Origin of the sequence: Pseudomonas sp. NPDC089918 (assembly GCF_050280605.1) — a bacterium.
GTDB lineage: Bacteria > Pseudomonadota > Gammaproteobacteria > Pseudomonadales > Pseudomonadaceae > Aquipseudomonas.
The window spans coordinates 137,976-158,369 of sequence record NZ_JBNNVP010000006.1; the positions used below are offsets into that span (position 1 = coordinate 137,976).

Here is a 20,394-nt window from a genome sequence, read left to right on the forward strand (position 1 = left end):
TATCCCGCCGTGAAAATTTTGCCTACCTGTGCCTGTCTGACGATGGCGCTCTTGTTGTGCGGGTGTAATCCGTTGATGAAGGCTTCCTGGGACACCCTTGGAGCTTCCATCACGGGGCCTGCCTCCATCCACTTGACCCGTGCTCAGGTCGACGCCGTGCCGTATCCGCAGATCCTGGTCACCACCACCTCCAGCGAGGGGGTGATGGCCATGGCCCGTCGGCGCGGTGACCTGCAGTTCTGGGTTGCTTCCGGCAAGCAAGTGTTGATGATGCGCGACGGTCTGGTGGTACGCACCGTCGGGCTGGGCGTTTCTCTTGACGGCACTCGCTTTAATGAAGAGTCGCCGTTCAAGCGCGGCCTTCAGCATTTGCCTGATGGCTATACCAGCACGCGCTGGATCGACATCTATGACGGCAACCGTATCGGCATTGCGGTCGACAGCCGTTTCAGCACCCATGGCATCGAGACCATCAGCATTCTGGACAAGGATTACGCCTTGCTGCGCATCGACGAGCAGGTGGATGCACCCACCCTGAATTTCCACGCCACCAACCGCTACTGGGTCGACCCCCAGGACGGTTTCATCTTGCGCAGCGAGCAGCACCTGACGCCGCAATTGTTCCTGAAAATCGTGCAGTTACGCCCTGATCGGGGGGCTGCCCGTTGAAGTGTCCGAACCTTTTGTTGCTGGGTTTGTTCTTGATCGGTCCGGGCATGAGCCAGGCAGCCGTCACGGTGAGTGGTGATGTGCGCAGCCCCGGGCCCGTCGACGTCAAACCCGGTGCACGTTTGATGGACGTCATTCGAGAGGCCCAACCCAACGCCGAAAGTTACTGGCTGGGTGCTGCGTGGCTGCACCGCTCATTGGAGGATCAGCAAACGCGTTTGAAGGCCGGCGTCTTGTTCGATCTGAAGTTGCTACAACGGGGTGCCTTGCTGGATGGCAAGGGCACGCGAGCAGACTTGAGCAAGCGCCTGTATGAGCAGATCGAGCGGCTGCCGGTCACCGGGCGTCAGGTCGCGGTGCTCGACCCGATCGCCGTGGAAGTGGGCTTCGCCCGCAACGCTTTGCTGGATGATGGTGACCGACTTATTTATCCCGCGCGGCCGTCCACTGTTGAAGTCCTTGGGGCAGTCGCGCAGTCCTGTCATGTGCCTTACCGCGGCCTGCAGGAAGTCCGTGCTTATGCTCTGGACTGCACCATTCTCGACGATGCCGAACGCGATTATTTATGGCTGATTCAGCCCGACGGCCAGGTGCGGCGTGTGGGCGTGGCGGCATGGAACCGTGAGGAGGGCGTCGTGGCTGCTCCTGGCAGCAAGATCCTGGTGCCGATCAGGAACGACGACCTTGAGGTGCCGACTCCCGAGCTCAATCAACAACTGGCCGAGTTTCTCGCCACTCAACCCTTGGCTGAGGTGGCCCCTTGAAGTACCCCTTTAAGTTACGTTTTGCTGCTGTATTGCTCCTGCCCTGCGGATTTGCTCACGGTGAACCGCGCTACACCCAGAGTGATTTTGGTGGCGTCGGTCTGTTACAGACCCCCACCGCGCGTATGGCCCCCGCGGGGGAGTTGAGCGCCACGGCCAGTCGTACTGACCCTTATTCGCGCTACAGTTTTTCCTTGCAGCCGCTCGATTGGCTGGAGGGCTCGTTTCGTTACACGGCGATCACCAACCGCAATTACGGTCCCGAGGATTTTAGCGGCGACCAGAGCTTCAAAGACAAGGCCATTGACATCAAGGCGCGGCTTTGGGAAGAAACTCGCTGGGCGCCGCAAGTCGCCATTGGAGCCCGGGACATCGGCGGTACCGGGTTGTTTTCCAGCGAGTATTTCGTCGCCAACAAGCGTTATGGCGACCTGGATTTCAGCCTTGGCATTGCCTGGGGCTATCTGGGTAATCGAGGGGATTTCAGCAACCCGCTGGCGGTCTTCGGCAGCAAGTTCAACGACCGACCAGAGAGCTCGGCGGCTGTCGCGAGGGCAGGGGACGTGAACACCAATGCTTACTTCAGGGGCCACCCTTCGTTGTTTGGCGGGATCGCCTATCAAACACCGTGGGCACCGCTGAGCCTGAAGCTTGAGTACGAGGGCAACGATTACAAGAATGAACCGCTGGACAACTCGATCAAGCAGGACCTGCCGATCAACATCGGCGTGGTCTACAAACTCGCGGACAGTATCGATCTGAGTGCTGGCTGGGAGCGTGGCAATACGGCGATGTTCGGCATTACCCTGCACACCAACTTTGTCAGCCGCAAGGCACCGGCCAAGACGTACGACCCTCCCGCCGAGCCGTTGCCGGCGCAGGAGCCGTCGACTCCGGCTGACCAGGTCAACTGGGCCGATGTCTCCAACCGGCTGCAGCAAAATGCCGGCTACAAGGTGAAACGCATCACTCAGCGTGGCTCCGAGTTGATGGTCTATGGTGAGCAGTCTCGCTATTTTTATCCGTCCAAAGCCGTCGGGCGAGCCAGCCGGATTCTTGATAACAGCGTCAATCAGGACATCGATTGGTTCACCCTGGTGAATCAGCGTTATGACATGTCCATCGAGGAAACCAGCGTGCCGCGCGAAACGTTCCGCGCGGTCGTGAACAATGACCAGCCGTTGAAGGATTTGCACCGTACGACCGAGGTCAACCCGGCGATGGCGCACCGGGAAACCACGCTCTACACCCAGGCGCTGGAACCGTTCACCTATGGCCTCGGCCTGGGCTACAAACAGAACATCGGCGGCCCTGATGGATTGCTTTATCAGTTCACTGCCGATGCCGACGCGGAGTACCGTTTCACCCGCAATACCTGGTGGAGCGGTTTGCTCAGTGTCAACCTGCTGAACAACTACGACAAGTTCACCTACGATGCGCCGAGCGGGCTGCCGCGAGTGCGCACCGATTTGCGTCAATACATGACCACCTCCGATGTGACGATGCCGACGTTCCAGTTCAACCATGCAAAACAGCTGGATCAGGACTTGTATGGCATGGTCTACGGCGGCTATCTGGAATCCATGTACGCTGGCGTTGGCAGCGAAGTGCTGTATCGACCCACGGGGAAACGCTGGTCGGTGGGCGCTGACCTGAACTTCGTGCGCCAGCGCGATTATGATCAGGGCTTTGGCCTGCGTGACTACAAGACCGTGACGGGCCATGTCACCAGCTATACTGAACTGCCCAATGACATGCTTGCAGCAGTCAGCGTCGGGCGTTATCTGGCGCGGGACTGGGGCACCACCGTGGACTTGTCGCGGGTGTTCAAGAACGGCGTGAAGTTTGGCGCCTGGGTCACGCTGACCAGCGCGTCGAAGGAGGAGTATGGCGAGGGCAGCTTCGACAAAGGGATCTATGTTTCCATCCCGTTCGACGAACTGATGAGTACCTCTACCATGCGTCGGGCCAACATCGTCTGGGCGCCACTGACCCGCGATGGCGGTGCACGCCTGAGCCGTGCCTACTCGCTGCAAACCATGACCGACGGACGTGATAGCGACCTGTTCTACAACAACTTCGAGAAAATTACCGAATGATCACGTGGCTCAAGGGCTTGGTCGAATTACCATTCTGGCTCCGGGGCCTGGTCTTTGCCGCGGTGACCGTGATTCTGCTATTCGCGGGTTTGCGCTCTCAGCCGATCCCGGAGCTGTTTGTCGAAGAGGACAAGCTCCATCACTGGATTGGCTTTCTGGTATTTGCGTGCAGCTGCCGCCTGGCCTTTCCCACTGTGAAATTTCGCTGGGTCGCCGTGGGGTGTTTGCTCACTGGCGTACTCATCGAGGCCATGCAAGGTTTGATGCCACTGCGCACGGCTTCGCCCTACGACATGCTGGCAAATACTGTCGGCGTGTTGATGGGGTTATTGATTTCAAGGTATTGGGTGCGCTGAAAGGCGTTAAAAACGCCCGGAGTTTCAGGCTGTGTGAAAACGCAACCTGCGATGGTTTAAAGAAAATGCCCCGACTTGTCGGGGCATTTGCTTTTCTGAAGTCTGAAAAATAAAGGGCCTCTCAGCCTATCAGCGCCATCAGCTTTTGCGCCCCCAACACCTTGATGGCTCTCTTCAATTCCCTCCAGCAATACCTCTCTTGCCAACTCTCTTGCCACTTTATCCGGGCTAATGCCTGTCGCCGCAGCCGAGCTTGCAAGGCTGCGTTCGACTCGGGCTGCGTTAAAGGAACGTAGTCTTGGCCGATGATCACGAGGCATTAAGCTATCAACTAGACGCTTTATGGAGGGGGGGGGCTGCTATCGAAATGGCTGTCCAAGTTCAGGCAGTTAAAGATAAACACCCTAAGCCCTAGGATGTAAAAAGCTGTGGCAGATCCTCCTGGACACTATTGCATCGAAGCGGAGGATCTGACTTAGGTACTTCAGCTAGCCCCTGAAGCTAAAGCTGGCTGATCTTCAGAGCGTCTATCGATAGGGTTGGTCTGTATAGGATCCCCCAAATAACTCTAGCCGATTACTGCACAGTCCAAATTTACTGATTAGGTTCTTACTTGTAACTCTGGGCGGCTTCTGTTTTTAAAGTTAAAAATTGTTTTTTGTATAGGGGATTCAATTAATAAATACACTATGTGTCCGACCGCAATTGAGAAAGCTGCCAGTATCAGGCATGAGACAAAGCTTGGGGGTAGAAATTTTGCGCCAGCTTTGATCACATACATATGTATTAGGTAGGTGGTGTAAGAGCTGTCACCTAAAAGTTTGGGGATGACTAATGTTTTCTTCAGCTTTAGTCCGCTGGCGCCATAAATAATGAGGGCGGCACCAAATCCCGCACTTAAAAATCGAGTGTTGAAATGCGGGCCATCAAAGTATGCGCCGGTCGTTAGGGCCAAAAATCCAAGACCCATCAGCAGTAGGGCGTGTTTGCTAGAAGGGGTAGAGAGTTTCGCTATGATCATTCCTAAGCAAAACTCTAATATGATAGGATTTGTATAAAGAGTTAGGTAGTAATTGTCGAATTGACTATGAGCAAGTGAAAGCATGCAAAACATAAGAATGATTGCGGCGAGGCCCTTGCGGTAGTTAATGGCAGTGAAAGCCGCGAAAACCATATAGAAAAACATTTCATAAACTAAAGTCCATCCGACTGGGATAATGGTGGACTGTACATCACTGTTTGGGATTTTTGTAGGAAGAAACAAAAGGCTCTTGATTAAGAAGTCGACATCAATGGTCTTTTCAGATAGCGACGGTTTGTACATTATCGCAAGGGCGATTAGTATTGTAATGGTCCAGTACATTGGGGTTATTCGTACTAGTCTTTTATAGAGGAAGGACTTCCAGTCTAGCCTGCTTCCTTTGTATTTTTCTGTGGTTTTTACCATCAGGAAGCCGCTAATTACAAAAAAAATATCCACGCCTGTCGCTAATATGTGATGAGCGAAAGGGGAGTTGTAATTTTTGTAAATAACCATAAAGCTTATTGCGTGAAAAATCACGACCATTAATGCGGCTAATCCTCGCATGTAGTGAATTCCAATAAGCATTTTACTTCTCCTTCTGTGAATGTTCCGGCTGGAATGACTTGGCTTTATGGTGTTCTATGTTTTGTGTGTGGTCAGGATTTATAATTTTCAATGCTCTTAAGGGGCTGCGGATGGAGTGCGTCTAAACAAGATTCTTTACCATTTATTGTGAATTGGTGCGCGTTATGATGGCTGACAAATAATAACGTGATGGTCTTGTTAGGCTTTTAGAGGAGAGGCTTGAGGCGCGTTTGCTTCGTACGCTAAGTTAGATTCGAAGGATTGTGCAGTGCACAAACTTACCCCGCCGTTTGCTATGTCGAAAGGTCAATTAGGTGATGAAGTGTTCACTCTTGTGTGTGTTGGTTTCTTATGCTCGTCAACCATAACGTTTAGCAGATTATTTGTAAGCGTCCAGCCAACACATCGTCCGAACTACAATATTAAGTGCGATGGTATCTGCATATTTTGATCTGGCCCCGAAAGTTTGGACATCAACATCGGGGGGGCATGAAAAACTACACAGAACAGACGAAATTGTCGGTTGTTCAGGAGTGCCTGCAACCAGGCGTGACGGCTTCCGGGGTTGCCATCTAACACGGCATCAACGCTAACGTCATCCGCAAATGACTCCCGCTTTATTGTGATCGACCGCCAGCATAGTTACCTGCGTTCATACCTTTGAAGGTTGAGCCGAAGCCCTAGCCCAAATCGTCAGTGATTGTCGAGCTGCCAGTCGGGCATCAAACGCTCACAGTGAAATAGCCAACGTCCGATCCTGATAGCTGCGCACGCCTCGTCTGCGGGCTCACTCGATGATCCGCGTCGACGTCATCTGGCTCGCCACTGAACGGATGGACATCCGCGCCGGTACCGAGACCGTGCTGGTCCGGGTGATTGCCGTATTCGGCGCGGCGAAGCCAGACTGTGCTTACGGCGATGGCGCTAATCGCCGATTGAAAAGTGAAAGCCAGAAGCATTTTCCTCTAGCGTGTATCGAAGGATTTACAGTTGGAGGTCAGTCTCAGGTTGGCTCATCACTGGCCACGTCGTATTCGAATTTTTTTGCCATCTCTGCTTAAAACCCAATTTCCTGTATCACCACAAAGAATATAAAGATTGGCCCCAAATTCACGACTGCTTCGTCAGAGCGCAGCCTTTGGCAGCGGCTACAAAAAAAGAGTGCGAAGGAGATGAGATAGAGGGGGGCCGGGCAGTCATAAGTCTGACTGCCCGGATTGCAGCGTTGTTAACCGCTAGCTGAAGAATAGAAGGTGAACATCGCAGCAGTTAATAAATATCCTTGGAAAACAGCGTAAAAGGGGTCTTGATCAGGATCTTGATGTCGAGCCACAACGACCAGTTGTTGATGTAGTTGAGGTCGATCTCCACACGCTTTTGCATCTTGTCGAGGGTCTCGGTTTCGCCACGGCAGCCGCTGATCTGGGCCAGCCCGGTGATGCCCGGTTTGATTCGATGGCGGGCCATGTAAGCCTGGATCTTGCCGGTGTAGTAGTCGTTATGGGCGACCGCATGTGGCCGTGGCCCGACCAGCGCCATATGGCCTTGCAGCACGTTGAAGAACTGCGGCAGTTCATCGATGGAGGTGCGTCGAATGAAGCGGCCGACCGCAGTAATGCGTGGGTCTTCACGGCCGGCCTGGCGGACCTGGTGGTCGTCGTGCAAGCGCATAGAGCGGAACTTCCAGACTTTGATGATCTTGCCGTTCCAGCCGTGCCGCTCCTGTTTGAAGATGATCGGGCCCGGGGAAGAAATCTTCACGGCGGCGGCGATCACCAGAAGCAGAGGGCTGAAGCCGATCAGCGCGAGGGCGGCGAGGCTTCTGTCCAGCAAGGTCTTGCTCAGCGCTGCTGTTGGGTAACTGGTCAGCGGGCTTTCATTGAGGTGGATGGCAGGCAGGCCGTCCAGTTCGCTGATGGAGTGATTGAGCAAGGTCATGCTGCCCAGGTCGGGAACCCAGACCACATCGACATTGGCGTCGAGCAGGTCGATGTACAGCGCCTCGACCTGTTTGGCTTCGCTCAAGGGCAGCGCGATGTACAGCCGCCGGACGTCGTGCACCTGGATCAGCTCACGCAGTTCCTGCAATGGGCCCAGAACCCGGTGGGCATTGACCTGGGTCGATAGCTCGTTGGGATTTGAGCTGATCAGGCCCACCAGCGGCGGATACTCGGTTTTGGTCAGTTTGTCTGCCAGATTCACCGCCAGTTGATCGGTGCCGATAATCAGGGTGTTGTACTGGCTGTGCAATTGCCGCTGGTAGTGCTTGGAAAAACTGTGCAATGGCAGGTACAGCAAGGCCTGAATGCAATAACCGGCCGTGGCCCAGACCACGATGATTTCCCGGGAGAACAATTCGCTGGTCTTGCTGAAAAAACCAATACTGGTCAGTCCGGCCAGCAGCAGCAGCCATCCCAGTAGCAGACGCGCCAAGCCGCTGAGGTAGCTATGCTGCTTGTGATAGACCAGCAGCAGGGAGTAGGAAGGGACCGAACCGAGGAACGTGAGTACTGCAAGCACACGATAATGGGCGTCGATTTCTCCTGTCTGGTACAACGCCAGACCAAATAACAATGTATTGACCGAAGTGATGGCAATTATCCATTGCCCCCAGAAGGTCAGTCCTTTGGTTATGTTATTTCGATTAATACGATTATGTACCATCGCGGTGTCCTCGGGCCTGCGCCACGTTGTGTATCAGTCGACGGTTAATAAATGGCAGCCACGCACAAAGGCTGAGCGAGCGCGTCAGTCAGGAAATGTTTTTATTATTAGAAGGGAATAACGGGGCTTATGGCTGGCCATCCAGGCTTTGTTTTAAAGTCAGCTGATACGGTTGTCTCAGTGTCTGGTTTTATACTAGTACCTAAATCTTCGTGGGTGTCTGACGAATTATAACGGCCACTCTTTTAGAGGCCTTGTTATAAAAGGTCGTGCTGTTTTGTTAGGAGGATATCGCTCAATCATCTATATAATTGCGGCATTCGAAAAACGTTTGCCGGCTAGGCGAGGGGAAAGCGGAGCGTGCGCCATAGGAGAGTTTATGGCGATAGTCAGGATATGCGATGGGAAGAGGCAGGTGGTGGGTGTGGGTGGTGTATCAAGTGGGGCGGAGAATCGCGTTTATTGTTATTGTTTTTTGCGATCCTTCGCTCAGTAAGCGACTCTTATCCTTTGTGCCAGGCAGTAACCACGGTTTCTAACCGAGCGGATCAGCCGTTCTCCATTGGCTGCCGTCTTGAACTTTTTCTGCAATCGGCTCAGGCACATTTCAAGGCCGCTATATTGGTCCGGGTCTTTGTCGATGCGTAGAATAAGATCGTTTTTGCTGAGTACACGTCGATCGCTGAGTACCAGTTGGGTGAGCATTAACGATTCGGTACCGGTCAATGGAATAGTGATGTCTTCTTTGGCCAGTGTTCGATCGTCAGCGTTAAACCACCAGATATCAGGATTGCCCTGGGACTCTTTAACCCGACTGACTGCCGAGATGAACTCTTCGTCAGCCACCGGCTTCTTGAGAAAGCCATCAACACCGAAGTGCGAGAAGTGATTGAGTTCTGAAGATTCAGAGTTGGGTGTTATGAGGATGATTTCCGCATCTTTTTGATTTTTACGGATGAAACTGACATCGCTTAGCGATATGTCCGCCTGGTCGAGCAGGATGTGCGTGAATCGACTCTTTCGGATGCGTTCGCTGCTGAGTTTACCTGACTCGATTTCAACAGATAAATACAGGCGTTGCGCGAGAAGCGATTCGATTGCTTGTCGTGCCAGTTGGTCGCGGGTGAAAATCAGAAAGCTGTTATTCAGCGTATTCACAATAAGGTTCCTTCCTAGTCTGGTGAAATTTTCAAAACTTAAATAAGCTCAGTCGGCGAGTAGTACCTCCCCTGAAAAAAGTCGAAGGGCATGCTGCGAGCCAGTGTGTGTAGCGCTTTGTGCTCCACCCTGTCCGCCACGAATTTGATCTTGCTGTCATGGATCATGCCGCTTAGGCAGTCATAAGACCTGTTGAAAAAATCCTGGCTGTTTTCGACCATGATGTCGAAATTGGATTTGGTCAGGTCCACTTTTATGTAATCGAAGAGGGCCAGGCTGATCAGTTTTTCGGTGCTGTCGTCGCTTAAATCATAGCCATCGAAAGCGATCTCGATACCATTGTCTTTCAATAAGTGAATATGATTGATAATAGTTCTTTTTTCTTTCAGGTTGAACGACAGGAACGAACTGCTGTTAATGCTGGGGATTAGCTGTTGCTCATGCTTTTTGAGTATCGCTTGAGCATCGTTCATTTCCTTGATCAGCGCTTTATCCAATAAAGCAGATTGATTCATGGTCACGAACAGTTTGTTTGGTGCCGGTGCGGAATGGGAAGGTGTCGCCTCAATCTGTGAGAGGGCATTCAATTGGATCCGTGTGAGGACTTCGTAATAAGTCGCCAGTGGATGATCGGAATGCAGTTGTTGATACCCCTTGTTCAGAGGTGTCTCCTGTTTGGTCGCCTTGGCATAGATTTCGCTGCCGAACAGTTCATCGTTTCGTTTCAGAATCGATTGCCTGAAGAATACCAATGCGAAGTTTTCGTGCGCTATAGCTTGCCTGCTGGGCTCCATTTCCTAGTCCTTTAAGAGTGAAAATTTGTTTGATTGACTGAGACGACCCCTCGAAGCAGTCGATAACCATAACCACGTACACTGTGAATGATGTTAATGCCAAAGTGTTTTTTGATTTTATTTCGAAGCCGGCTTATGGATTTCTCCAGGACGCGTGAGTCGTAGAGTTTTATATTCAAGCCCATGGACTCGGCCATGCAATCATGGTGCAGGATATTGCCTTCTGCATTGATAAGCGCATCCAGGGCTTTCATTTCCTGATAGGCCAGATCCAGTTTGTATTCATCGTTGTATAAGTGCAGGCATGTTTGGTCCAGAGTCAACTTTATACTCGGCTGCCATTCAGGGGTTTCGAGCAGTTCTGAGAGTAACCTGGCTTTTTCATCCTGATCGTTAGGTACATTGATGCAGTGATTGGCTCCGGCCAGGTAACATTCAATTTTAGCGTGCGGAGAGCGATAGTTGATTGCAACGATAATGGCCAGTTCTGTCGGATTCGTACGTAACTTCTTGATCAGTGCCAGGCTATCATTAAATATGGAGGGGGTTTCAATATCGATCAGTACGGTATCGAGTGTTTGCGTTTCGATATCCATGCTTGCCGGGTTTGGATAATCTAATGTATAAACATTTGTGAGATTAGGTACAAATAGTTGGCGAAGTTTCTCTGTCGAGCGCCAAGTGCGCCCAATAGCGAGAATACCTCTCTGGCTATTTTCGATTTTGCTCTCAGTACTCATCATGCAAATTACTCATATGTGCTGGCGTTGCAATCTTAATACACAAAATACTGACGTTATCTGACTTTTTATAACATTTCCCGTCTGGAACACACGTACTCCATGCCCTGTAGTTTTAGCTGATTCAATGACATAGGCAAATGCCGAGGCTTAAGCCCATTGGTGTTTGTGATCGGACTTAGTTGGTGGCCCCTTTCAGTCGGACTAGGCTTTTTAGGTTGACTTTTCTATGAGCAGCAATACAGATGCGATGGCTAATTGCCCACCTTGCTGCAGAACGAAGCACAACTGCGGAGTCTTGCGTATGAACGGTGCGGATGTCCGCATTTTTGAAAATTGGAGTTGATTTATAAGGATATTCCACGGTGTTCTAGGGTGATGTAGGTGCACGTTGGGATGGCGATTAGTACAGCGACAGCCTCTTTTTAGGGCGAATGACCATATTAATTGAGGCTTTTCGCATTATATTAGTAATATTTATGTACGAAAGTATAATTGTCAGCGGGTAGTTATTCTGTTTGGCTATTGAAAAATCCCAAAGCTGATATTAAAGCGCCATTAAATTTTATGTACTAACCGTCCTTTTTGCAATTAACCCTCCACGCAACGCCAAACCGATCGACCAGCATTGCGAAACGGACCGCCCAGAACGTCGCCTCCAGCGGCAGCAAAAAACCGTTCTGCCTCCGCCACACTGTCGACATTTCGTAAAAGCGGCCTCGCAGTCGCCGTTGAAGATCAGGCAGTTATTGAGGGGGACGTTCAGGTTCGTGCTCGAATGCCGGTGGGCATTGACTCCAGATAGCAAAGCGCTGAAACCTGGCGAGCGGTGGTATTTTTCAGGTGTTTTTCTATGGGCCAAGCGAGGCTTATCGCCTTGTGATGGCTTGTTTCACGTACTGTAGAACCGCCGCGCTTCTCTGACATCTGCCAGCGAGTCCCTCGTCCTATGCCCGTCCTGACCCGCTTCGCCTCTTTGCTCGACCAGGCGAGACGTGCCTTGTTGCTGGTCTGGGGAACGTCCCGCGGGCTGTTTCTGGGATTGGTGCTGGCAACTCTGGTTGCCGGTGTGCTGCCGGCGCTGGCGGCCTGGTTGGGGCAGCGGATTGTCGATGCCGTAGTCACGGCCATGCAATTGCACGCCCAACAGGGCAGTGCGCCATTATGGCCGGTTGTGCGGTATGTGCTGTTTGAAGCAGGCGTGCTTGCGTTGCTGTCCGGGACACAGCGTGCATTGTCGGTTCAGCAATCGCTATTGCGGGTGCAGTTGGGGCAGAAGGTCAACACGATGATTCTGGAAAAAGCCCAGACGTTATCGTTGGTGCAGTTCGAGAATTCCGAGTTCTACGACAAGCTGGTACGGGTGCGACGCGAGGCATCGACCCGGCCGCTGGCGCTGGTGATGAAGTCGCTGGGGCTGATCCAGAACCTGATCGTGTTGATCAGTTTCGGTGTGTTACTGGTGCATTTTTCGCCGTGGGCGCTGGTGCTGCTGGTGGTTGGGGCGTTGCCGGTGTTCTTTGCCGAAGCGCATTTTTCCGGGGACGCCTTTCGCCTGTTCACGCGCCGGGCGCCGGAGAGTCGGCAGCAGAATTACATCGAGACGCTGCTCTCCCACGAGGGTTACATCAAAGAGGTGAAACTGTTCGGTTTCGCGCCGCTGCTGTTGCAGCGTTATCGGGACACGTTTGCGCGTCTCTACGCCGAAGACCGGCGCCTGACATTGCGTCGTGATGGCTGGGGATTTGTACTGGGACTGCTGGGCACCACGGCGTTTTATCTGGCCTACGCCTGGGTCGTGGTCGATACCGTTCACGGCAATATCACCCTTGGGCAAATGACCATGTACCTGGTGCTGTTCAAGCAGGGGCAGGCCGCCGTGAGCAGCAGTTTGAGCGCGATCAGTGGTCTTTACGAGGATGGCCTTTACCTGTCGAGCCTCTACGAGTATTTGGCCGAACCGGTTATTGCCGATAGCGGAAGCCTTACCGTGGGCGCGGTGCCCGGCGACGGTTTGCGTTTCGAGAACGTCGGTTTCCGTTATCCGGGAGCGAGCCGCGCCGCTTTGCAGGGTATCGATCTGCACCTGATGCCTGGACACAGCGTTGCCCTGGTGGGGGAAAACGGCTCGGGCAAAACCACGCTGATCAAGTTGCTGACTCGGCTGTATCGCCCCGATCAGGGCCGTATTTTGCTGGATGGCAGCGATTTGCAGTCCTGGGACGAAGAAGCGCTGAGACGACGCATCGGCGTGATCTTCCAGGACTATATTCGCTACCAGTTCTCCGTGGGCGAGAACATCGGCGTGGGCGATACGTTGGCGTTCAACGATGAAATGCGTTGGCAGCAAGCGGCCGCCGAGGGCATGGCCGCGCCCTTTATCGAGCGCCTGGATCGCGGTTACGCCACGCAATTGGGGCGGTGGTTTGCCGGTGGGCAGGAGTTGTCCGGGGGGCAATGGCAAAAAATCGCCTTGTCTCGCGCTTACATGCGCCGCGACGCCGATATTTTGATTCTGGATGAGCCAACCTCTGCCCTGGACCCTGCGGCGGAAGCGGCGGTGTTCGAGCATTTCAGTCAACACACCGAAGACCGCATGACGTTGCTGATTTCTCATCGGTTCTCCAGCGTGCGCAATGCCGATCACATCATCGTGCTGGACCAGGGTTCGATCCTTGAGCGAGGCGATCACGACAGCCTGGTCGAGGCGGGCGGGCGGTATGCGCAGTTGTTCAACGTGCAGGCTCGTGGTTACCGATAGCGCGTCAATCCCCTGTGGGAGCGGGCTTGCTCGCGAAAGCGGTGTGTCATTCAACATTGATGCTGGCTGACCCGACGCCTTCGCGAGCAAGCCCGCTCCCACAGGGATTGCGTTTAACTGGCTTCATGGCATTTGCGGCAACTCTTGCGGCCGCAAATCAAACACCAACACCTCGGCATCCACGCCGTTGCTCAAGGTCAGCACCTGTTCTTCCCGAACCCGCACACCATCGCCTTCCTGCAACTGCACGCCGTTCAACTCGACACTGCCGCGCGCCACATGCACATAGGCGTAACGATCGGCGGCCAGTTCCAGGGTGGCGCTTTCCTTGCCGTCGATCAGGCCGGCATATACCCGCGCATCCTGTCTTACTTTCAGCGAACCGTTGGTGCCGTCCGGGGAGATGATCAGCTGCAAGCGCCCGCGTTTTTTCTGCGTGCTGAAGTGTTCTTGCTGATAACGCGGTTTGGCGCCGCTAACCTCTGGCACGATCCAGATTTGCAGGAAGTGCACCGGTTTGTTCGTCGAATGGTTGAACTCGCTGTGAGCCACGCCGCTGCCAGCGCTCATCAACTGCACATCACCGGGATGGATCACCGAACCGGTGCCTAAGGTGTCCTTGTGTTCCAGGGCACCTTCGAGCACATAGGAAAAAATCTCCATGTCGCGGTGAGGGTGCTGGCCAAAGCCTTTGCCAGCCGCCACGCGGTCGTCGTTGATCACCAGCAGGTCGGAAAAACCCTGCTCCCGAGGGTTGCGGTAGTTGGCGAAGGAGAAGGTATGGAACGACTTCAACCAACCGTGATTGGCTGCGCCGCGATCCGAAGCTTTACGAAGGGTCAGCATGATGAAATCTCCTGTCAGGACGTGAATTCGTCCGAGTGAGGAGAAGGTTAATGTTTACCGATTGGTGCAATAAGTAGATGAAAATTGAAATACTGTCTCGTTTAAGTTGACAGTTATGTGGGCTGGTTCATGTATCCTTGTTGTTACATTTAGCCATAGTGCCGAGGTGATATTTGTGGGAGCGAGCCTGCTCGCGATAGCCATTTATCATTCAACGTTGATGTCGACTGACCCGCCGCTATCGCGAGCAGGCTCGCTCCCACAAGGGGGTGGTGTTTGGCGCCGTGGTATTAACAGTTCTCTTTTAGTGACCTTGAACCCATGAAAACCGTGGCAATGGTGCTGTTCCCCGACTTTCTTCTGCTCGACATGGCCGGGCCCATGGAAGTGTTTTCCATCGCCAATCGCTATCTGGAACCGGCAGACCGTTATGAGCTATCGACCATCGGCACTGAGCACGGCGCGTTGCGGGCCTCCAATGGCGTCAGCCTGCAAGCCGATCTGCACATCGATCAAGCGAACGAGCCCTATGACTTGTTGCTGGTGCCGGGCGGGCCGGGAGCCTACAACGAAAAACATCCGTCATTGCTCGCCTGGCTTCAGGGCGCTGTCACCCGGGCGAACCGTTATGGGTCGATCTGCACCGGCGCATTCGTGCTCGGGCATGCCGGGCTGCTGGACGGCTATCGCGTGACCACTCACTGGCATTACACCGAACGTCTGATCAAAGGCTTCCCCAAGGCCACCGTCGAGACCGATCAGATTTACGTACAAGACCGCAATCTCATCACCTCTGGCGGTGTCACCGCTGGCATCGACCTGGCGCTCGCGGTGGTTGCCGAAGACCATGGCAAGAAGGTCGCCCAGGACGTTGCCAAAGTGTTGTTGGTGGTAATGAAACGCCAGGGCGGGCAGGCGCAGTTCAGCCCGTTGATGGCGGCAGTGGCACCCCATGAAACGCCGATCACCCGGGTGCAGAACTATGTGCTCGAACATCTCGATGAGGCGTTCAGCATCGAACGCATGGCCAGCCTGGTGAACATGAGTGCGCGGCACTTCGCCCGGGTTTTCGCCCGGGAAGTGAACATGACGCCCATGGAGTTTCTGCAAAGTGCGCGCATCGATTGTGCCAGGAACCTGCTGGAAACCAGCGACCTGCCGCTCAAGACCGTGGCCTTCAAAAGTGGTTTCGGCAGCGTGCGGCACATGCGTTTTCTGTTCAGTGAAAAGCTCGGCCTGACCCCCACCCAGTACCGCGAACAGTTCAGTTAGGGGGGCGTTGTCCGTCACGCGCACCGTGATGGCCGTGATGCTCCTCCCGTGGCCGTTGTGCCGTCACCCATGCCTGCCAAGATACCCATGAACTCTTTGCCATGGAGATGCGGGAGCCTGGATGGACGGGGGCGATGGATTTTGCAGTGCCTTGAGCCGGGCCAGGTTTTCAGCGCATGAACGTGCATGAACAGCCTCAGAAATATAAACAGCGATGCGGTGCTGCGGTTCGGGCCCTACGCGTTCCATCTGCATCAGCGACTGATCCTGGACGGTGATCGCCCGCTACGCATGGGCGGGCGGGCCCTGGATATTTTGCAGGTGCTGGTCGAACGCGCCGGCTCAGTGGTGAGCAAGGATGCCCTGATTGCCCACGTCTGGCCGACCTCGGTGGTTGAGGAAATCAACCTGCGCGTGCACATCGCCGCCCTGCGTCGGGCACTCGGCGATGGCCAGAACGAGCAGCGCTACATCGTCAATATTCCCCAGCGCGGCTACAGCTTCATCGCCCCGGTGCAGTGCGACCGGGCAGGCACGCCGGTGCCCGTCGAAACGGAGCACAAGCCTCAACACAATCTGCCTGCCCGGCTCACCCCGGTGACCGGTCGCGACTCGATCATCGGCAGTGTGGTCAGGCAGTTGCCGGTTCGACGTCTCATGACTTTGATTGGTCCCGCCGGCATTGGCAAAACTACCGTGGCGTTGCGCGTGGCCGAGTTGCTGTTGCAGCACTATCGCGACGGCGTCTGGAGGGTTGATCTGGCGGCCATCGATGACCCGGCGCAACTCGTCGAGCATCTGTCGCGCACGCTGGAACTGGACGTTGGCGGGGCGGCGCTGGAGCAGCGGCATGCCTTGGTGGTGCTCGACAATTGCGATCACCTGCTCGAATGTTGTCGGGCAGTGGTGGACGATTTGCTGGCCTCGGCGCCACGGTTGTCGATCCTGGCCACCAGCCGCGAACCCCTGCGAGCAGCGGGGGAAACGCTGCTGCGTTTACCGGCTCTGGCGGTGCCGCCGGCCTCAGCGATATACAACGTGGCCGAGGCCATGGGTTATTCGGCGGTGCAACTGTTGGTCAGCCGCGCCCGAGCCCGTCAGCAAGGGTTTGCCCTGCGCCAACAGGACCTCAAGGCAGTGCGCGAAATCTGTCGGCGGCTGGATGGCCTGCCCCTGGCCATTGAACTGGCGGCGGTGCAGATCGATGCGTTGGCGCTGGTGGGGTTGCAAGCGCAACTGGGTAACTGTTTTCAACTGCTGACACAGGGTCGGCGTACTGCCGTGCCACGGCATCAGAGCCTGAAAGCCGCACTGAACTGGAGCTATGAACAGCTGAGCCCGTTGGAGCAAACCGTGTTGCAGCGGCTGGCGGTGTTCAAGATGGCGTTCACGCTGGACTCGGCGATTGGCGTGATCAGTTGCGCGGTGCTGCGGCCCAGCCGCTTGGTCGAAATCGTAGAGCGGCTGGCGAGCAAATCACTGCTGTCGGTGGAGCAGGGCAGTGGTGTGACCCGTTACCGTTTCCTCAACACCACCCGTATCTACGCCTTGGAGAAACTCGAACATAGCGGTCATTTGCGTGCCTTTGAACTGCGTCATGCCCGCTACATTAGCCGAGCACGCTGGACATCAGCCGGGCAGGTGTCGCTGCAACTCGTCGAGTAGGCGACGGACTTTCGTCAAGTCCGGAGTAGCAAAGCCTTCGGTGAAGCGCTGGTAAATCGGCGCCAGCAACTCATGGGCCTGTCGGCAGCGTCCCTGACGCTGCCACAGTTGGGCCAGTGACGTGGCGCTACGCAGTTCCCAGGCCAGCGCTCCCTGGGTTTTTGCCACGGCTAACGCCTTGAGCAGCACGGCCTCGGCTGCGTCGACCTGTGCCGGGCAATCCTCTGCCAGCAACGCGTCGGCCCGGGCTCGCAGAATTTCCGCGGTGCTCCAACCCGCCGCGCCGTTTTCGGCCCGTTCCAGCAGCGCGTCATCGATGAAGCGGCTGTCCAGCGTGACCATGATTTCTTTGATCAACCCGGTGTTCGCTCGCGATGACGAGGGCGCATCGGCCCCCTCGATCACCTGCGCGTAATGTTTGGCCCAGCTGTAGAACAGCAGCACCGAGTGTTTCTTTGCCTGTTCAAGCAGCAGCTTCAGGAGCTCGCGGGCGACCGGGGTGTCGCCGTTGTAGTGAGCGATCAGGCAACCGGCCAGCGCCAGGGTGAAGCAGATGGACGTGCCATGATTGATCTGCATCGCGATGTCGAGTGCTTGTCGTGCGGTACGCCAGGCTTTTTCCGGGTGCCCTTGTAACCAGAGAATGCGCGCCAGAATCGTCAGGGCTGCGACGCTTTGATCGTAATGCACACCAAAACAGTAGGTGAAGCGGTTGAGGTAACCGCTCTGGGCCAGGCATTGAATAACCTGTTCGACATTCTCCCGCGCCAGAGCCTGATCCCCGGCAAAGTGCAGGGCCAGAACCCGCAAGCGTTGGGTGCTGAGGGCCAACACCGCATCACCGTGCAGCCCCAACTGCTCAAATTGTCGGCTCTGCTCCAGGGCCTGCTGGTAGTGGCCGCAACTAAGATCAACTGCCAAGTGCCCGGAAATCGCTTTGAGCTGACCGGCCACATCGTTGCAGTGTTCGGCCAGGTATTTGGCGCTGACGAACGCTTCGACGGCTTCGTTGCTGCTGCCCAGGGTGTGGTAGCAGGAACTGCCGAGGGCAAGCTTGAGGGTCATGGTCACACGCGGGCAGGGCTGATGCGTCGCTTCGAGCAACGCCAAAGCTTTGCGCACATACACGCCATGCTCCTTGAGCAGCGACAGTTCCTGCCAGAGCGGCGTCGAGGTCGCGGCGAGGCGGATCGCCAAGGCCTGCGGCCCTTGAGCATTCAAGCCCCAATCAAGTGCAGAACGGATGTCTTCCAGGTTGCGGGCGTAACGCTCTGTCCAGCGATCGCTCGAGATCTGCTCCCAGTCGTCCCGGGCTTGCTGCATCAAGGCCAGGCAGCGTTCGGCGTGGCGCTCGCGGGTGTCTGGCAACTCCTGGGCCTGGGCGAGTTTTTCCAGTGCATAGCTGCGCGTGGTGTCGAGCAAACGGTAGAACACTTCTTCGTCGCCGACTTCCACGTTCAGCAACGACTTGGCGACCAATTGGGTGATCGAGCCGAATACCAGATCGGGCTCGAGGTGTTCGCCGACGATCACGGCGGCCGCCGACTCCAGGGTGAAGGCGCCCCGAAAAATACCCAGTCGACGCAGGCAGGTTTGCTCGCAGGCATTGAGCAGTTCGAAGCTCCAATCCAGCGTCGCGCGCAGGGTCTGATGGCGGCCCAAGGTCGTTTGGCAGCCTTGGGTGAGCAGGCGAAAGTTGCCTTGCAGCTGCAACAGCAACCCACTCAAACCCAGGCTGCCCACTTGCGCTGCCGCCAGTTCGATGGCCAGCGGTATGCCGTCCAGACGCCGGCAGATTTCAATCGCCAGCGGCAGTTCGGCTTCGCTCAGTTCGAAACTGTCGTGGCTGGCCATCGCCCGTTCGACAAACAATTGCAGCGCCGAAAACGTCAGGGCCTGAGCGCGGTCGAGCACGGCGATGGGCGGTGGGCAGTCCAGCGATTCCAGGCGCTGCACGAACTCGCCTTCGGCCCGCAGGCTCTCGCGGCTGGTGGCCAGAATGTGCACTTGGGGCGCCGCGCGCAGGATGCTTTCACTGAGCAACGCAATGGCATCGATCAAGTGTTCGCAATTGTCGATGACCAGCAGCATCTGCCGTTCGCGCAGGAACGTGGCGAGACCTCTCATGGGGTCGGAGTCGTGCAAGGATAAATCCAGCAGCGTTGCCAAGTGCGTGGTGATCATCAAAGGGTCGTTGATCGGTGCCAGGTCCAGCAGGCGAATGCCGTCTCGGTAGCGGCCGATCAATTGCTCGGCGACGCGCAGCGCCACCGTGGTCTTGCCGATTCCGCCGGGGCCCACGAGGGTGATGAAACGCTGCCGCTTCAATTGCGTTATCACGCTGTCGACCAGAGCCTGACGACCAATCATGCGGGTCCGACGGATTGGCAGGTTATGCCGGCTCGATCCATTTTCGGCGCTTTTCGGGCTTTGCTCGATGTGCTCCACAGAGAACGGCGCGACAAAACTGTAGCCGCGCTGAGCAACGGTGATGATGTAGCGCTGGCCGGCCTGACCATCACCGAGGGCCTTGCGCAGCGCAGCCATGTGCACCCGCAGGTTGATGTCTTCCACCACGCTTTTGGGCCAGACCCGGGCGATCAGTTGCTGCTTGCTCACCACCTGCCCGGCGTGTTCCAGCAGGATCAACAGAATGTCCATGGCCCGCCGACCCAGGCGCAAGGGCTGGTCGGCCTCCATCACCAGGCGTTGTCCGGGGTAAATCCGGTAAGGGCCGAAATGGATGGCCTGTTCGGGAGAAAGGGTCAACGGGTCACTCCTGCTTGCATCCGTCTATCGCACGGTATCGGGGCATATTCCTCAGGTTTTTTCGGCAGTGCAATGCTCTGTCGTGCACCTCGTCGGTGTGTGCATCGGCTGCTGGATTCCCGTCAGCGCTTATCGAACCCGTATTTATTGGGTGCGGCGCTGGCCGGGTTCGTTGGTGCACCGTTGAAAATTAACAACGTTTAACTCGTCCTGTGTCCGGCCTACGCT

Annotated in this window: 15 protein-coding genes and 1 pseudogene; 8 read left to right on the forward strand and 8 right to left on the reverse strand. The window is 55.5% G+C overall.

Going from position 1 to position 20,394, the window contains the following annotated elements; translation table 11 throughout:
* Positions 1-9: 9 nt before the first annotated feature.
* The 4 genes from ACQKPC_RS06750 to ACQKPC_RS06765 are packed head-to-tail and all read left to right on the forward strand — an operon-like array spanning position 10 to position 3,888.
* On the forward strand, positions 10-669 hold the full coding sequence (locus ACQKPC_RS06750) for a YjbF family lipoprotein (RefSeq protein ID WP_427623753.1): 660 nt from the start codon (positions 10-12) through the stop codon (positions 667-669).
* On the forward strand, positions 666-1,433 hold the full coding sequence (locus ACQKPC_RS06755; protein ID WP_427623754.1) for a capsule biosynthesis GfcC family protein: 768 nt from the start codon (positions 666-668) through the stop codon (positions 1,431-1,433). Before ACQKPC_RS06750 ends, ACQKPC_RS06755 begins: the two co-directional genes overlap by 4 nt.
* Entirely contained in the window at positions 1,430-3,532 is a 2,103-nt protein-coding gene (locus ACQKPC_RS06760) for a YjbH domain-containing protein (protein WP_427623755.1), read from the forward strand. The genes ACQKPC_RS06755 and ACQKPC_RS06760 overlap by 4 nt, the downstream gene beginning before the upstream one ends.
* Complete coding sequence (locus ACQKPC_RS06765; protein ID WP_427623757.1) at positions 3,529-3,888, forward strand: VanZ family protein; 360 nt, start codon at positions 3,529-3,531, stop codon at positions 3,886-3,888. Before ACQKPC_RS06760 ends, ACQKPC_RS06765 begins: the two co-directional genes overlap by 4 nt.
* A 601-nt stretch (positions 3,889-4,489) precedes the next feature.
* Here ACQKPC_RS06765 and ACQKPC_RS06770 read toward each other — a convergent pair.
* The gene (locus ACQKPC_RS06770; RefSeq protein WP_427623758.1) at positions 4,490-5,497 is read right to left on the reverse strand and encodes an acyltransferase family protein; all 1,008 of its coding nucleotides are present in this window, start codon (positions 5,495-5,497) and stop codon (positions 4,490-4,492) included.
* Between the two features lie 794 nt (positions 5,498-6,291).
* Between ACQKPC_RS06770 and ACQKPC_RS06775 the strand changes: the two genes are divergently transcribed.
* Entirely contained in the window at positions 6,292-6,558 is a 267-nt protein-coding gene (locus ACQKPC_RS06775) for a hypothetical protein (RefSeq protein ID WP_427623759.1), read from the forward strand.
* A 208-nt stretch (positions 6,559-6,766) separates the two neighbouring features.
* Here the strand turns inward: ACQKPC_RS06775 and ACQKPC_RS06780 are convergent, their stop codons facing one another.
* The 5 genes and pseudogenes from ACQKPC_RS06780 to ACQKPC_RS06800 all read right to left on the reverse strand — a co-directional run.
* On the reverse strand, positions 6,767-8,161 hold the full coding sequence (locus ACQKPC_RS06780) for an undecaprenyl-phosphate glucose phosphotransferase (protein WP_063340351.1): 1,395 nt from the start codon (positions 8,159-8,161) through the stop codon (positions 6,767-6,769).
* A 489-nt stretch (positions 8,162-8,650) separates the two neighbouring features.
* The gene (locus tag ACQKPC_RS06785) at positions 8,651-9,319 is read right to left on the reverse strand and encodes a winged helix-turn-helix domain-containing protein (RefSeq protein ID WP_427623760.1); all 669 of its coding nucleotides are present in this window, start codon (positions 9,317-9,319) and stop codon (positions 8,651-8,653) included.
* Positions 9,320-9,357: 38 nt separating this feature from the next.
* On the reverse strand, positions 9,358-10,113 hold the full coding sequence (locus tag ACQKPC_RS06790) for an EAL domain-containing protein (RefSeq protein ID WP_427623761.1): 756 nt from the start codon (positions 10,111-10,113) through the stop codon (positions 9,358-9,360).
* Positions 10,114-10,124: 11 nt separating this feature from the next.
* Positions 10,125-10,856, reverse strand: coding sequence for a winged helix-turn-helix domain-containing protein (locus tag ACQKPC_RS06795; protein WP_427623762.1), 732 nt, complete (start codon positions 10,854-10,856; stop codon positions 10,125-10,127).
* Between the two features lie 569 nt (positions 10,857-11,425).
* Positions 11,426-11,558: pseudogene (locus ACQKPC_RS06800) on the reverse strand (VOC family protein); the annotation flags it as partial.
* A gap of 244 nt (positions 11,559-11,802) precedes the next feature.
* Here ACQKPC_RS06800 and ACQKPC_RS06805 point away from each other — a divergent pair.
* Complete coding sequence (locus ACQKPC_RS06805) at positions 11,803-13,614, forward strand: ABC transporter ATP-binding protein (RefSeq protein ID WP_427623763.1); 1,812 nt, start codon at positions 11,803-11,805, stop codon at positions 13,612-13,614.
* A gap of 123 nt (positions 13,615-13,737) precedes the next feature.
* Here ACQKPC_RS06805 and ACQKPC_RS06810 read toward each other — a convergent pair whose 3' ends face one another.
* Positions 13,738-14,460: a pirin family protein gene (locus ACQKPC_RS06810; RefSeq protein WP_427623764.1), complete on the reverse strand. Its 723-nt coding sequence runs from the start codon at positions 14,458-14,460 to the stop codon at positions 13,738-13,740.
* Positions 14,461-14,781: 321 nt separating this feature from the next.
* Here ACQKPC_RS06810 and ACQKPC_RS06815 point away from each other — a divergent pair, with 321 nt between their 5' ends.
* Positions 14,782-15,732, forward strand: coding sequence for a GlxA family transcriptional regulator (locus ACQKPC_RS06815; RefSeq protein WP_427623765.1), 951 nt, complete (start codon positions 14,782-14,784; stop codon positions 15,730-15,732).
* A 186-nt stretch (positions 15,733-15,918) separates the two neighbouring features.
* Positions 15,919-17,397, forward strand: a complete 1,479-nt coding sequence (locus tag ACQKPC_RS06820; protein WP_427623766.1) for an ATP-binding protein — start codon at positions 15,919-15,921, stop codon at positions 17,395-17,397.
* Here ACQKPC_RS06820 and ACQKPC_RS06825 read toward each other — a convergent pair.
* Entirely contained in the window at positions 17,362-20,166 is a 2,805-nt protein-coding gene (locus ACQKPC_RS06825; protein ID WP_427623767.1) for an ATP-binding protein, read from the reverse strand. The two genes, ACQKPC_RS06820 and ACQKPC_RS06825, sit on opposite strands and share 36 nt — an antisense overlap.
* Between the last annotated feature and the right edge of the window lie 228 nt (positions 20,167-20,394).